We start from the raw sequence: 14,265 nt of genomic DNA, 5'->3' as shown, positions 1-14,265 counted from the left end.
TGTAATATGAGAATGATCGCTTTACTGAGTATAGTACTTTTGATAGCAGGCTGTAATCCAGACACAAGCAATGTCAACAATAATGAGGATCATGCTGTGGAAAATTGTATTTCCTTCCCCAATACCGATAAAATTAGCATCACCTACTACGCAAAAATGTCCGATGAAACCAATCCCAAAACTAAAGATATTACCGATGCCGCTACGGTACAATTGTGGTTAAACACTCTAGCAAAAATTCCCCAAGAAGGATCAGGCAAAAGAATCAAGATGGGTGACGTGGCGAAATACATTATCGACTTTTACCAAGGTAAAAACCTCATAGGTACTCTACGCGTACTCGGCAGTCACCTGGACGCTCCTGCAGAAGAAAGCTATGATTTTTACAGCCCAGGTATTGATGATCCTTTTGTTGATTTGGTAGCAAAACTATTTCCATAGATTAGCTTTATGGAATATAAACAGGTTTTATTTTTTATGGAAAAAGTAAAACGCCACAATGTATAATATCAATATGAGGACTAAATACCACTTCAAACTTACGTTTTAATTACGGCAAAAATATGATCCCTATAAAAACTCATCCAACACCAAAATTAACCACTTTGGTATGCGATTTACCCCCTTTTCGCGTAATAGAAAATGCGATATGGTTAAATGTGTGCAGTAAACCTCTTTTCGGATCGGCCGCCAACCATAAATTTACATACGAAATGACCGAATCTATGTTTGGTAGGACCGAAATTACATCTGATGTACTGCCTCCTGCGAATAGCAAAAATTTGAACGAGCATGGTATTGTAATGGTAGGGACTACCGTAAAAAAAGGTGACACTCTCATAGGGGCCGTAAAACCCAAAGATGTCCCCTTCGAACTTAGTCCGGAAGAAAAACTTTTACATGCTATCTTTGGACGTTGTGCCGAAAATGTCAAAGACGACTCTATTTATTACCCGTTTACTGATCCCGGTGTTGTGGTTTCGGTAAACTCTATTCCCTTGAGTTGGACAGACCAAAGAGTTCGCAGTTTAGCAAGAGCCGACGTTTGTGTGAATACGATGTATTCTCTGGAAATTGGTGATATTTTGCGCGATAACCAAGGAAACACAGGAGTTATTTCCACCATATCCGAGGGCACCGTCATTTTACCAAAACAACGTGATCTTCATGCTGTCATTCATCCGTCCTCGACCATGGTCGACCAGCTACACAGCATACAACATCTGTACCTATGGCGCTATCCGTCAAAATCTGGTTTAGAGCAAAATTTCGGCTATCGCCTTTTTGCAGCGGCCAACGAAAAAACAGGGCAGAATGTCAACTACATCGCACGCATGATGGGGAAGAAAAAATGCCCTCCAAACCTCAATGATCTCGTTTATCTCGGTAAATACGCACTAGGAGAACTGGAGTTATGTAGGGAGACATATGCCTATGAGCACAAAATCGAAGAAAGTGAAAATGAGATGCATAATATGGTCGCTCTAATTGGTTATCAACATCTGAGTAAGCATTTGTTTGCCGAAGAGTGTTTGGTGGAAAAATTCCAAGATGAATACGACGATTACGCCGAAGACCACTATAACGACTACGATCGTGACGACGATTACGAAAATGTACCAGGGCAAAACCCCTATGAGGATCACAAAGGCGATGAGGAGTACAACGACTATGAACAGTACTATGAATAATTGCCACTGTACTTCGAGCTTGCAATGGTTCATCAAATATTGCCAGGCACTTGGTCTTGATGTTGTACACAGCGAGAGCAACATGCAAATCATACCATTAACCACAAAGCAGTACGATACTTTAAGTTTTGGAAAAGTAACCAGCCCTCTTATGATAAATCCGCGTACAAATAGCGCCGAAAAGGACGGCTTATACTGCGAAAGAATCTTCAATTCCAAAGAACCATACACGTGCTATTGCGGTAAATATAAAAAAAAGAAAGTCAATGTAGAATATGCATGCGATCGCTGTGGAGTCACTTTGGCGGACAGTGACGCCTATTATAAACACCAAGGGCATATTCATTTGGCAACAGCAGTAATTCATCCGTTTATGGTGGAATACTTGGCTCCACGTATGAATTTAAGTGTAGAAAAATTTCGCGCTATGATATATGACATGTTGGAACAAGACAGTCAACAATTGTTTGCCATGTTACGAAAGTACGACAATGTCAATGACATGATACTGCGTAGACTACTCGTTCCTCCCGCAGGATTTCGTCCACAGCACCAACCGCAAATAGAAGATATAAATACTTTATATGCCGAAGTAATAAAACAAAATCATCGGCTAAAGCATTTTATTGACAAAGAGGCCGCCGCGCCCATTCTCAGAATAGAAACCGCCGCTTTACAACGCAAAGTCGACCAGTTATTCATGAATGAATCCCTAAAAAAGCCTTTCACTGGCTATGGTAAAAAACGTCACACTTATACTAGTCTTTGGGGTTATATGCGCAAATACCTACAGAATTTTTTCCAACATGCAACAAGCTTTTCTCAAAAACACACCGCCACTTACGATCCAACCTTGCAGGAAAACCAATGTGGTGTGCCTTTGCAACAATTGCTGCTTCTATATAAAAATTTTATTACCCAGTTCCGCGACGGACAAAAAACGAAAAATGTAGAAATCGCCCTACAATATTTAGATTTTTATACACCTGTTGTCGACGATATTTTACGCGCAAAATCTCCCGAGAAGAAAAAACTGGGAAACAGTCTACATTATCACCATAAATTAAAACATCCAATGAAGAGCAATCAACAAATTACCAGCGAAGTAGTAGAGATTCTACAACACCTTGATTCATTCGCCACAACACTCAAAAGCCTCATGGAATATATTGCCAAATGTCCCATTGTATTTTCTTACAAATCAGTGGCAACAGCACTTTATGCAACACCGCTTCTCGACCGTCGTACTACGGTTGCTTTTTCCGAACGCACGCGCCGCGAACTACATTTAAAATTTGCAGGCGAAAAGGTCCGTCTTTTTATTCCCCGTAACGAAGATATGCAACAAGAAGCACGAGACCTAGTAGGCAAATACACCAGCAAAAAATTCACTAGCTCTTTTTCCTACTTAGCGAATCTTTCGGCGCAAAAGTGGAGTGAGTTAGCTATTGGTAAACACAAGATTCCATTGCAAGATATCGACAACACATTTGTTGCGGCAAATCAAATTACGCAATAAATGTGGAAATTTGTCCCTAACGCAAAAACAAATGCCTGTAGTCGTTTTTACTACAAGCATTTTCAACTATTTTCCGCGAAATAGCGGTTTTTTCTTATTTAAAAAGGCATCAACAGCGCCGCGAAAATCTTCTGTATTTGTTGAATCTACAAAAAATTGCGCTTCTAAATCTAATTGTTGCCCAAGATTATTATCATATGTGTGATTCAATAACTCTTTGACTTTTGCATACGCCAAAGTGGGGCCAGATGCCAATTTTTGCGCCATTTCGTGTGCCTTAGGTATCAATTTTCTTTTTGGTACAACATAGTTAATCAAGCCTAATTTTTGTGCTTTTTTTGCGGTGAGTAAATCTTGTGTAACAAACAATTCCATTGCTTTCTTCACCCCTACATGTCGTGGCAAGAAATAGGTAGACCCGCCATCAGCAGAAGCACCTATGCTTGTATAGGCCATAATAAACCGTGTACTTTTTGCTGCAATTGCTAGATCACAGCAAAGCATGAGACTGAAACCTGCTCCAGCACATGCACCATGAACAACTGCAATCACCGGCTTGGGTAAACTGCGAATCCCAGACATAATTTTATGCAAACGTTCAGGGTCTTCAACCAAAAGTCCACGTCCGGTTTCTATTGCTTTAGAAAACTCTTTGATATCACCGCCCACGCAAAAAAACTTTCCTTCCCCTCGTATGATTACGGCGCGAATGCCAGGATTTTTTGCTTGTTCGACACCTTCCATAACTCCATCAAATAAATCAAAGTTCATGGCATTGTAGCAGCTCGGACGATTGAGAATGATTTCCAGGATATCCCCCTGTTTTTCTATTTTTACAACTTGTTTTGACATAATCTAATCCAATCTTTTGCGATAAACATTAACTTGCAGCCTGTAGTATATTCAGATAAAACGTTCATGTCACTTAATAGAACGCTCGATAAACTTAGCGATCGCCTCAGCAACTATTCGATTTCCCAAATTGTTATAGTGTGCCTGTAAAAAATATTTACGGGGATTCTCTACGTCGCGAAATGCTTCGGCGATGTCAATATATTTATATTGCAACTTATCCAATCGCGAAAGCAAAGGTTGGTAATACTTTCCTTGTGGAAGGTTCTTTATATCGTAGATGTTTGGAAATATAACGATAACAGGCATTGCTCCATACTTTTTCACTTCTCGATGGAATTTTTGGAAAATTCTACACAGCAAATCCAAAGAAGAGGAGTGGTAAAACTCAAACTGGCGTGTATGCCAACGCGTTTTTAAAAGTCGTACACTCGGTAAAACGTCCAGCAAACCACGTTGGTAACAATTCATATAAAAAAAATCATTCTGCCCCAGTTTACTCAAGGTGGGAAGCGGTTTTGTGACAAGTAGGTTGTAATCAACAAGTGATAACGGATTTTTGCAGAGTACGAGTTCGTCATTTATTAACTGAAAACGGGGTTTTGCCAAAGGTATTTTAGTATTTGTCTGATAAAACGGACGAAAAACATTTTCTGAGCGATTGATGTTCTCGGTCATGTACCCGATCACCACAACCTTGGCGCCTCTGTAAATATCTTTTTTTTGCACGTAGCGTAAATAGGCCTGATCTAAACCATATCCAGATACTCCAAAGTTAATTATTTCATACTGTGGGAAAAGTTTGGTTATTTCAAATTGCCATGTCTCGTCATTCCCCACCTCATCGCAATGGGTGTAAGAATCGCCAAAGCATAAAACTCTCATTTTTTCTACGGAACACTCTTGGGTATAATCGTATTGTGATCTCGCTCCATGACGGTTGTATTGGTATGTGGCATCAGAAAAACCAGGCCGCGGTTCCCATCCCAACGTTTGCGAATACCTCAAACGCGTGGATTTCCCAGAGACAATGAGTGGTATGAGTTGTTTTTGTTCCACAGACAGTTTCACAAAAGATGGACGTCTATGATGAAAATGCAATAAGAAAAAGCAACATGCTTCTACAAAAATAAACATCAGCAGCAACAAAACAGTCACAAAAATTACTTTTTTCTTACGTGGTGACAGATGGTACATCCTATTTCCCTAATCGAAACTTTAATGTAAAAATTGCTGATAAAGTGCTACTTGCAAAATAAGCGCAGAGGGTCTGTAACCCTCTGTCAGCTTATAGGTACATAACTATTCCACTTCTTTTAACAATTCTTCTATTGCCTTCTCCAATTGTTGGTCACGACCTTTTGCCACCTCTCCAGGGTCGTTATTTACGAGAACATCTGGTTGCAATTCGTTGTTTTCTAAGTAGTTACCTTCGTTGTCGAGCATCCCAACTTGTGGTATACCAAAAAACATATCACCACCGAGCAATGTTTCCCACCATACAGCGGTTCCCGTTCCTGCGACAGGCATTCCAACAAGACGACCTATTTTCAAAGTTTTATACGCTAGAGGAAATAAGTGTGCGTCAGAGTAATTGCCCTCACTCATCACAACAATAGACGGTTTGCTCCACTTAAAAATAGGCTCACCGCCCATATTGTCTTGCTTACGTGGATAAAAAGTGAAGTACTTTTTTCCACTCAACAGTGTGACTAAATCGTCATGTAACCATCCGCCACCGTTAAAGCGCGTGTCAACAACAATGGCCAATTTATCATTATGCCGTCCTAAAATTTCGGAGTAAATTTCGCGATAGCTCGCATCGTTCATGCCACGAATATGAACATAACCCAATTTACCCTTAGATAATTTTTCGGTTAGAGCACGGCGCTGTTTCACCCATCTTTGATAAGCGAGTTCATTTTCCGCACGTACGTTTATCGGACGAACAACTTCCTCCCAACGTTCATTTTTCTTCGGATTGTAGAGGTGAATCAACGTACGTTTATTCACACAACCATTTAGGTATTTATGATAGTTGTCGTTGCTTTTTATCTCTTGGCCGTTTATTTTTTCGATAATGATTCCCGCTTTGATTTTTGAGCTGGCTTTTTTCAATGGACTTTTATCCATCACTTCCGCAATTTTCAAACCTGCACCATTATGGGTATGATCAAAAAACACCCCCAACGCTGCAGTGTTTTCGCCATTGCGTGGACGATAAATATAACCAGATCCGGTATGAGAAGCATTGAGTTCTCCCAAAAGTTCACTAAACATTTCCGCTAGATCATATTTGTTGTTGATGTGCGGCAAGAATTTCGCGTACTCTTTTTTGTAGAACTCCCAATCGACACCATGTAAGTCTTTGACATAGAATTTTTTCTTTACTTGGCGCCATACGTGTTCGAAAAGGTATGCTCTCTCTTTCGAATGATCCACGGTCATGTTTGCGGAGAAAGAAATGGAGGACAATTGTCCACTCGCAGCGTTTACTTTAAAAATGCGTCCGTCGGCGAGGAGGTACAAATTGTTTCCGGTGCTATCCATGACAAGTCCCGCACGATTGGCATTTAACTTTGTCAATAGGCGTGTTTGGTAATCAAAAATTTTGTGAACCCACAAATCGTAACCGCGTTCAAATTTAGCCAGGTAGAATAATGATTTTCCATCTGCGGACCAAATAGCGTCGGCCAGATCAGAAGAGTGCATGGTTAGCCGCAACTTGCGATCTTCAATTCCATCGAGATTGATCTTAAGAACATCCTCTTTTTTCTTGTTCTTGTCTTTGGCGTCCTTTTTCTTTTCCTTTTGCAGTTCTTCTAGAAGTTCTTGGTCTTCTTTACTGCGTTTCAGATAATCAAAAGTTTCTTCATCAAAAACCATGGCGTAAACATCGTCTTGGCTTCCCCAGCTACCATGGGAACGCATACCATGACGATCGGAAAACCAAGTAATCGCTTTGCCTTTCATGGCCCACTTTGGCGCATAATCGCTATAACCACTTTGTGTTAGATTAATCGCTTCGGATTTCCCATCAGCAGCGACGAGTCCTATTTCGTCCATCCAACGGTTATTACCGAGAAAGGTAACTAAAAACCACTTACTATCCGGAGACCATTGATACCACTGATCACCATCGGCATAGGAGTAATTGTACTTGCCGTCCAAAACTTTACGAGAGAACTTTTCTTTGATATTGTAAACTTTTAGGGTCGTGCGTTCTTCGAGGTAAGCAATTTCTTTACCATCCGGAGAATAACTCGGTTGAAATGTCTCTACTTGCGAAGAAACAATCGCTTTTTCTTCAATCAATGTCGCCGCATAAAAATATTTTTCATCTTTGCGTTTTATCGACGCTTCGTAAATATTCCAACTTCCATTTTTTTCACCCGCATAAATGAGAGAACGACCATCAGGACTAAAGTCGACCGAACGCTCTTGCTCAAAACTTTTGGTAATTTGTTTCGTTGTCGCATATTTTGTCGAGGTGACAAATACCTCTCCACGATAAATAAAAGCGATTTCCTTACCATTTGGTGAAAGTGCCATTTCTGTGATACCACCACGGATATTCAAGGTTTCTTTATCGTTCTTTTGCGGACCGCCGTAGACTTCAACTTTTACCTTAATCGGGTTTTGTCCCTCTTGTAAGATATAAATCTCACCATTGTATCCAAAACACAGTAGACCATCGACAGATCTACTCAAAAAACGAATCGGGTGATTTTCAAAGTTAGTGATTTGCGAAGCCTTATTTTCTTTAAAGGAGTGCTTCCAAATATTTATAGAACCACTTTGTTCCGAAAGATAAAAAAAACTATCGTCGTCATTCCACATAGGATTGCGATCTTCACCGCGGAACTGGGTAATTTTTGTGTGTTTTTGTGTCTTTACATCGTAAAGCCAAATGTCTCGTGTGATCGAAGAAACATGGTGCTTACGCCACTTATCTTCAAAACCCTTCACATCTTGGTATAACAGTTTTTCACCTGAACTGTTGTACTGTGCTTTTTCTGCGGGAGTTGTTAGTACCTGCTGTACGCGACCACCTGCAACGGGAACTTGGTAGAGTTCACTTAAAGCTCGTGTAGGAAAGGCCGCATTCGTTACGGAATCAAGACGTGCAGAAGAGAAAAGCACGTGGCTATCGCTATTGGTGAAACTCCATGGATAATCTCGCGAAGAATGATATGTCAAGCGCGTTGTTTCTCCCGAAGCCACATGTAATTTGAATACATCAAAATTACCGTAGCGATCTGAAGCAAACGCAAGATATTGTCCGTCGTGAGACCACACCGGCTGAAAGTCATATGCCGTGTGACGAGTAAGTTGCTTGGCTTGTCCACCTTCCGTAGCAACAGTGTAAATATCTCCCTGATAACAAAAAGCAATATTTTTACCGTCAGGTGAGATCACGGGATATCTCATCCATAACGCTTCATCTGCATATACAGTAAAGAGCGTGGTGACAGTAAAGAGTATTAACCACTTTTTCAAGGTAACCTCCTTTATTGGGTTAAGATCATGAAAACCTTATTCTAACGGTATACAACACAATAACTAAATGCGTTAGAATCCGTATTTTGTTATTGAATAGTAAACAAATAGACGTATATAATAACTACGACAATAAAAAACTACAATAACGAATTTAGGTAGGTGCGGGTCCACGGCACATATCGATTTTACTTAACCGTATTTTTAAGAATATTTAAATGACAAAAAGAAAAAAAATTATCTTTTACATGTGGCTAGTTTTTATTTGCGGAACATTGGGTTTGTATTTTTTCAATCCGCAGTTTTTTACTGCAGAGAATATAAAAAAAATGTCTTCCGACAATACAGCACTGAACTTAACAATCTACTTTATATTGGGAACACTAAGAGGATTCACTTTGATTCCGTCAACGCCCATGGTTCTCGCAGGCGCTTTATTTTTACCGCTGTGGCCACTATTTTTAGTAAATCAGCTATGTGTTTTCACCTCATCTACCATTGTTTACTATTGGGGGAAATATCTAGAGTTTGACGTGTATTTTAGTCTGAAATTTCCCACAGAAATGGAAAAGCTCAAGGTCGCATTAAAAGGCAAAGAAATCCCCGTAGTCATTATATGGTCATTTTTCCCATTTGTTCCTACCGACATAATTTGCTACACCGCAGAAATTGTTCGTGTAAAGTTATGGAAATGTCTTGTTGGTGTCGGTATTGGCGAGGGTATTCTTTGTGCCACGTATATCTGGGGAAGCAGTAGTATATTACAGTGGCTTATCTAGAACAGGATATCTGTTTTTGTAAGATAGTTGTTATCAATAAGGAGGTCTATATGAAATACCTAACCATCGCCGTAATATTTTTCTCGTGCGTACTTTATGCGGACAATAATAAGGCGCAAAAAACAAAAACCAAAACGACAGACAAAATTCACTATGCCACTCCTTTGGTTCTCGACATGGATGGAGACAAAAAACTACAAGCTTCGGGAGGAAAGTGGTTACCTCACCGTTTCGATCCAAAATCGAAAACAGCGACCTTTGATATCAACGGAGATCATTTTGCTGAATTCATGGAATGGGTAGGCCCCAACGACGGACTACTGGTACGCTACGAAAAAGGTGAAATGAATGGTCTGAATTTATTCGGTGATGCTGGGGGATTCAAACATGGTTTTGAAAAACTGTCGGTACTGGACAAAAACAACGACAAAGCCATCAGCGGTGAAGAGCTAAAGGGACTGAGTGTATGGCAAGACAAGAATGGCAACGCCAAAGTCGACAAAGGCGAAATAAAATCTGTACAGTCCTTGAAAATCACGTCAATTAGTGTAAAACATCGCATGTTTTCCTCTTCTTTCGTCCAAGATGGTAAAACAAAATCGATGTGGGATTGGCACCCCGCCATTCAAATTATCAAAAGAATACGCAAAAATTAAAACACACCAAAGTCTTTTTTACCAAGACCGCAAAAAAACAGATGCTGTTTCAAACTAAATTTTCCTCAGGGTGTCATTCCTGCGAAAGCAGGAATCCACAATATGAAGTCGACTTGTAAACGCCTGGATCCCTGGTCAAGCCAGGGATGACAACCTGGGGATTTGTTAGTACAAGAACATCTATCTCTTTTCTTTACAGACACTTAACAAAATACCTACCCTTGATAGCCCTCTGTGAGGGCATCAACACAAAAAAGAATATCTCAAACAAATACTAAATTTAACAGTAGTCACATCAAAGTAAACACCACAAAACTGTTTCGAGTCGAAACCTAATGCAGTATTCCACCGTGAGTTATCTTAAAAGCAACGCGTTGCAGTTCCTTAAAGTTAGGAACTTTTATATCCATCGGCACACGACACCAGCGTGCATCATCTCTATCAATGGGGCACTCTATCTTACTGCGAAACAACTCTCCCCACAAACGTGGAGTACAGCTAAAAAACAAACGTTCGCATGCTTCAAGATCATCGTACCACTCTTCTAACTTTACATTGATGTTTTCAAAAAAACGCATGGTATTATTAAGTCGTATTCGCGACCCCTGTCGCGATTTTCCCTTTTGATTGAGGTGTGTTAGTTGACTTTTCCCTTGTTTTTTGCGTACCATATACGCCGTAATTACCTTGTGATGTGTACACTCATCGTTCCACCATATGCCGAGGGCGGCAGCACCCGCTTGGACTAAAACAATGGCAAAACTAATTTCTTCTTCAATTTGCAAGTTACTGCGGTACTCCTCAAGATTTTGCTCACCTTGTATCTTGTGTATGAGTGGTGGAATGAGGTTGAACACGACTTCACCTTCGTCGTTTTTTTTGACAAAACATTTTTTTTCTTTGTCAAGGACAGCACCTTGCTGTTGCGCTTTATGTAGATATTCATCTATTTCGTACCACAGAAAAGATTGTTTATCCAAGCCTTCCATTGTCATCCTCAATCAAATTTGCACCAACTTCTCCTTGGTGTTTGTCCAATAAAAAGTCCGTAGCCTTACTCCAGTTTATCAATAATACACACCGCAAATCCGCCTTGTTTGGTCCCGGGGATGGGAAGCATATCCTGACGGTTGATAATTACTTCAAATTTTTCGCCAAAAATCTGTTTTCCTTCACGGTTTATGGCTTCAATTTGTTTGTACATCACGCGACCGATGTCGGCTGTCATCGTTTGTTTTTCAATTAAAATGTGATAACCTCCGCGCGTTTCGATGATGTGGTGCTTACTCGTAGCGATGATTTGCAAAAAATCCCGCACGTATTTTTTTCCCTTATTCTTATCGACCACATCAAAATCTATATCGACATAGTGCTTTCGTGCGCGACATTTTTGAATCTCACTGAGTGTTTTTTGATAAATACCAGTAAATTTCTTACGCTCGCTACTACTTACGGCCAGAGAAAATAAGTAATCAGTAAAAGTAGTGATCAAATTTTTCGCGGCAGCAACGGTACTACGTGGATTTGCCGTGCAGTATACAACGCAGGCTTCTTCGCGGATATCATTTCCCTCCGCATCAAAGTATGCACCACGTTGGCAGTTAAACTGCTTCAATTTGCGAAGAAACGATTCTCGTTTTGTCACAATCTTGCGTTGTAGGAATTCCTTTTTGATCGCTTGTTGTGGAGCGTATTTTTTGCGCGCTGCGAGAAACAACACCACAACTTCGTCTTCCTCTAAAGGAAAGAGTATTTGCGAAACAAAACGTTGTACCTGCTTTTCGCAATAAATAAAATTGTAGAAATCCATCACGCCTAACCAGCAGTAATCTTTTGCCAATCCTTGACAACAAAGTATGTCCAAGGTTTTTCTTTTCCCTCTGCCATTTTGCTACATGATGCTGGACGAAGCTGCGAGGATTGCTTTTCTTTTAACATGACAGCAAAGTACTCCGTGTCGCCAGAGGTATAAGTGCGCTTAATATAAACTTGCGATACATCGTCTTTCACCCATACCGATTTAATGGTATCATCCTCTTTTGTGTCACGTGTCCATGCGAGATGTTCCGCGTTTTGTAACTTGGGATTTACAGTGGCCAAGCCTCTGTATTTATTTTCTTTAAGAAAAGGTTTGTTTACATATGCACATTTCAAAAAAGCCGGAACGTCAGCAACTTCGATTTGACCATAATACCGCGCTTCGGGCATGGAAACCAACGTTGCAGCAAAACGGTGGCCTCCTATGTGGCTACAACGCCAGCTTTCAATACCATGACTGGTAATTTCGTCGTGGATAACCTTGCCACGACTACAGCAACGATCATAGACATTATGGTTACATACAAATATACGCGGTGTGACATCTTCCATACACAAGAATTGGTCTTTGTCGAACTTTTCGGCAATGGGCTTTAACACCGAATGTATTGCATCAGGTACATCACGCACATGGTAAAATAAATAATGGCAAAAGATCGACAATACCGAAGTTAACGAATCTATTGTGTACGTGTAGCAACGGTATGTCCCTTCATGTAAACTGTATATAAAAATACAGTGTTCATCTTCTTCGCGATCCTGGTCGATAAGAATTGGACGCACAAATTTTTTTTCTAAACCGTTGATTAAGGAAAAAAATACGTCGAGATGTTCGTAGCGTTCATTGTATTTTTTTTGCGTGGCGGAACCAGTTATTCCTTGTTTCCACTGCGACTGCTTATCTTCAATACAAATATAGTGTTTATAGACAGGTGCAGTACCAATAAGCGGTTCTTGTAATTTCCGCGCTGTTTGTGAACAAGTCATACATCACCTTTGTAAAAATTCAAAAAGATCGTGGAATTGTAATTGTGGATACTCACGACAAAATCTCGTATTGTCTACAAATGAGTTTTCTTTAACTTCTATAGGCGCAATTTTTTCTTGTAAAAGATTTTTTTCATGTGCAAAGTCGATAATCGACTTCCACGAATGTCGCGCTCCATCACTTAAATTGTAAATTTTTTGTGTCGGACGTTTACACAGCATTAGTTTTAAAGCCGCCACAATATCATCGCGATGAATAAGATTTAGTTGCTTGTCGCTGTAACCTACACGTGGTGAACGTAACCAGTTTAGAGGTACTCGCTGTGGCCCGTAAATGCCAGACAAACGGACGATAATACCACCACGTTCTACAAAATATTCCTCAATTGCATAGCGTTTATGTTCTTTTTTCAACTCGCTGTCTTCGGTGATCACTTCGTCAAAATGGCGACGATCGTATATTCCCGTGGACCCCAGAAGTATATTGTAATTACAAATCGAAAACAACATAGAAATAAATTCTTCATTTTCGATGGGAAAAGTCGTGATCGTGGCATCGTATTTATGATGCTTCAGTTTTTCAATGTCCTTACTATTTTGTGCATCAAAAATAAAGCTTTGCCCTATTTGGGTGTTAGTGGAAAACGCCACAGTCTCGTGATCCTCTTGTAAAGAAGGAAAGAGAAATTTTCCCACATAGCCTAAACCAAAAATAGCTACCTTCACTTTACACCTCCGTGTTTTTCTAAAGCAAAAACTTCTACGTCCACTCCTGGTGACATAAGGCTATGTACAGGCGCACGATCACATTCAAAACCATTGATATCCAAAAAATCACTGCCCCACTTATCCAACTTCGGTTGACAGATCGGATAGGGTTTGTGATGTACGTGTCCGGTATAAAGGTTGTTTTTGTACATACAAAACAAAATATAACGCTCCACCAAAAAAAATTCAAGTGTTCCGGGTTCCGCTGTTTGTAAAGGTTGCTGCGCAGTATAAACAAACGAACTTTCATGGTCACCGCGTTTCCAATTGTAGTCAATGCAACCGTTGATGTCTTGCGCTTGCATCTTTGCTTGAAAATAAGGTAAGTGAAATAAACCGCGCGCCAACTTTACCGCAAGCCACTGGTTAGCATCCAAAGAGTAAAACCATACTCCACTATTCCCATTGCCGTCATGGACATATGTACGTAAATTCATTTCTAAAAAATTAGAAATACCAGGTACGGCAGGCAAAAAGCGCGGGCGAATGTTCTTCATGTAAAAAGGTACGATACCAATAAAAGCGCGCCCATCAAAAGTATCGACGTAAAGCCCCTTAGGTAGGGTTTTTTGTATTGTTTCACCATCGTATTCCCAATGTAAAAACAACAAGTTTTCCCAGCGTTGATACATCACATTTGCGCGTTGTGGACGCTGGCGAAGTTGTAATCTTTCCTCTAGTTGTGGTCGTCTCAT

Annotated in this window: 13 protein-coding genes; 5 read left to right on the top strand and 8 right to left on the bottom strand. The window is 40.2% G+C overall.

Translation table 11 applies throughout. The annotated features are described in order from the left end of the window. Window positions 1–6: 6 nt before the first annotated feature. The 3 genes from UABAM_RS03835 to UABAM_RS03825 all read left to right on the top strand — a co-directional run bounded on the left by UABAM_RS03835 (window position 7) and on the right by UABAM_RS03825 (window position 3,210). On the top strand, window positions 7–441 hold the full coding sequence (locus tag UABAM_RS03835) for a hypothetical protein (protein WP_151966680.1): 435 nt from the start codon (window positions 7–9) through the stop codon (window positions 439–441). A 122-nt stretch (window positions 442–563) separates the two neighbouring features. Continuing rightward, complete coding sequence (locus UABAM_RS03830; RefSeq protein WP_151966679.1) at window positions 564–1,691, top strand: hypothetical protein; 1,128 nt, start codon at window positions 564–566, stop codon at window positions 1,689–1,691. Next, window positions 1,672–3,210 (top strand): hypothetical protein, encoded by a 1,539-nt coding sequence (locus UABAM_RS03825; protein ID WP_173013121.1) that lies wholly within the window; start codon window positions 1,672–1,674, stop codon window positions 3,208–3,210. Before UABAM_RS03830 ends, UABAM_RS03825 begins: the two co-directional genes overlap by 20 nt. 66 nt (window positions 3,211–3,276) lie before the next feature. On the opposite strand, the gene UABAM_RS03820 is transcribed toward UABAM_RS03825, so the two are convergent. The 3 genes from UABAM_RS03820 to UABAM_RS03810 all read right to left on the bottom strand — a co-directional run bounded on the left by UABAM_RS03820 (window position 3,277) and on the right by UABAM_RS03810 (window position 8,562). Beyond that, the gene (locus tag UABAM_RS03820) at window positions 3,277–4,062 is read right to left on the bottom strand and encodes an enoyl-CoA hydratase/isomerase family protein (protein WP_151966677.1); all 786 of its coding nucleotides are present in this window, start codon (window positions 4,060–4,062) and stop codon (window positions 3,277–3,279) included. Between the two features lie 69 nt (window positions 4,063–4,131). Next, window positions 4,132–5,259 carry an SGNH/GDSL hydrolase family protein gene (locus UABAM_RS03815; RefSeq protein ID WP_151966676.1) on the bottom strand — a complete coding sequence of 376 codons (1,128 nt, stop codon included), beginning with the start codon at window positions 5,257–5,259 and terminating at the stop codon, window positions 4,132–4,134. Window positions 5,260–5,364: 105 nt separating this feature from the next. Next, window positions 5,365–8,562, bottom strand: coding sequence for a S41 family peptidase (locus tag UABAM_RS03810; RefSeq protein ID WP_229759353.1), 3,198 nt, complete (start codon window positions 8,560–8,562; stop codon window positions 5,365–5,367). Window positions 8,563–8,780: 218 nt separating this feature from the next. Between UABAM_RS03810 and UABAM_RS03805 the strand changes: the two genes are divergently transcribed. Next, window positions 8,781–9,341: a VTT domain-containing protein gene (locus tag UABAM_RS03805; RefSeq protein ID WP_151966675.1), complete on the top strand. Its 561-nt coding sequence runs from the start codon at window positions 8,781–8,783 to the stop codon at window positions 9,339–9,341. A 50-nt stretch (window positions 9,342–9,391) separates the two neighbouring features. After that, window positions 9,392–9,997, top strand: coding sequence for a hypothetical protein (locus tag UABAM_RS03800; protein ID WP_151966674.1), 606 nt, complete (start codon window positions 9,392–9,394; stop codon window positions 9,995–9,997). 332 nt (window positions 9,998–10,329) lie between these two features. On the opposite strand, the gene UABAM_RS03795 is transcribed toward UABAM_RS03800, so the two are convergent. The 5 genes from UABAM_RS03795 to UABAM_RS03775 all read right to left on the bottom strand — a co-directional run bounded on the left by UABAM_RS03795 (window position 10,330) and on the right by UABAM_RS03775 (window position 14,265). After that, window positions 10,330–10,986, bottom strand: a complete 657-nt coding sequence (locus tag UABAM_RS03795) for a hypothetical protein (RefSeq protein WP_151966673.1) — start codon at window positions 10,984–10,986, stop codon at window positions 10,330–10,332. A 65-nt stretch (window positions 10,987–11,051) separates the two neighbouring features. After that, complete coding sequence (locus UABAM_RS03790; RefSeq protein ID WP_151966672.1) at window positions 11,052–11,807, bottom strand: hypothetical protein; 756 nt, start codon at window positions 11,805–11,807, stop codon at window positions 11,052–11,054. Window positions 11,808–11,812: 5 nt separating this feature from the next. Next, a complete protein-coding gene (locus UABAM_RS03785) occupies window positions 11,813–12,802 on the bottom strand; it encodes a sucrase ferredoxin (protein ID WP_151966671.1) in 990 nt (329 codons plus the stop codon). A gap of 3 nt (window positions 12,803–12,805) precedes the next feature. Further along, window positions 12,806–13,528: a Rossmann-fold NAD(P)-binding domain-containing protein gene (locus UABAM_RS03780; RefSeq protein WP_151966670.1), complete on the bottom strand. Its 723-nt coding sequence runs from the start codon at window positions 13,526–13,528 to the stop codon at window positions 12,806–12,808. Continuing rightward, window positions 13,525–14,265 carry a YqjF family protein gene (locus tag UABAM_RS03775; RefSeq protein ID WP_151966669.1) on the bottom strand — a complete coding sequence of 247 codons (741 nt, stop codon included), beginning with the start codon at window positions 14,263–14,265 and terminating at the stop codon, window positions 13,525–13,527. Before UABAM_RS03775 ends, UABAM_RS03780 begins: the two co-directional genes overlap by 4 nt.

This window comes from Candidatus Uabimicrobium amorphum, assembly GCF_009002475.1.
Lineage (GTDB): Bacteria > Planctomycetota > Uabimicrobiia > Uabimicrobiales > Uabimicrobiaceae > Uabimicrobium > Uabimicrobium amorphum.
This window is presented reverse-complemented; position numbering and strand designations above follow the sequence as displayed.

What these genes read in the sequence shown, in the direction of transcription:
- UABAM_RS03835 (WP_151966680.1), top strand. Translation starts at nt 7, where the DNA reads ATGAGAATGATCGCTTTACTGAGTATAGTACTTTTGATAGCAGGCTGT.
- UABAM_RS03830 (WP_151966679.1), top strand. Translation starts at nt 564, where the DNA reads ATGATCCCTATAAAAACTCATCCAACACCAAAATTAACCACTTTGGTA.
- UABAM_RS03825 (WP_173013121.1), top strand. Translation starts at nt 1,672, where the DNA reads ATGAACAGTACTATGAATAATTGCCACTGTACTTCGAGCTTGCAATGG.
- UABAM_RS03820 (WP_151966677.1), bottom strand. Translation starts at nt 4,062, where the DNA reads ATGTCAAAACAAGTTGTAAAAATAGAAAAACAGGGGGATATCCTGGAA.
- UABAM_RS03815 (WP_151966676.1), bottom strand. Translation starts at nt 5,259, where the DNA reads ATGTACCATCTGTCACCACGTAAGAAAAAAGTAATTTTTGTGACTGTT.
- UABAM_RS03805 (WP_151966675.1), top strand. Translation starts at nt 8,781, where the DNA reads ATGACAAAAAGAAAAAAAATTATCTTTTACATGTGGCTAGTTTTTATT.
- UABAM_RS03800 (WP_151966674.1), top strand. Translation starts at nt 9,392, where the DNA reads ATGAAATACCTAACCATCGCCGTAATATTTTTCTCGTGCGTACTTTAT.
- UABAM_RS03795 (WP_151966673.1), bottom strand. Translation starts at nt 10,986, where the DNA reads ATGGAAGGCTTGGATAAACAATCTTTTCTGTGGTACGAAATAGATGAA.
- UABAM_RS03790 (WP_151966672.1), bottom strand. Translation starts at nt 11,807, where the DNA reads ATGGATTTCTACAATTTTATTTATTGCGAAAAGCAGGTACAACGTTTT.
- UABAM_RS03785 (WP_151966671.1), bottom strand. Translation starts at nt 12,802, where the DNA reads ATGACTTGTTCACAAACAGCGCGGAAATTACAAGAACCGCTTATTGGT.
- UABAM_RS03775 (WP_151966669.1), bottom strand. Translation starts at nt 14,265, where the DNA reads ATGAGACGACCACAACTAGAGGAAAGATTACAACTTCGCCAGCGTCCA.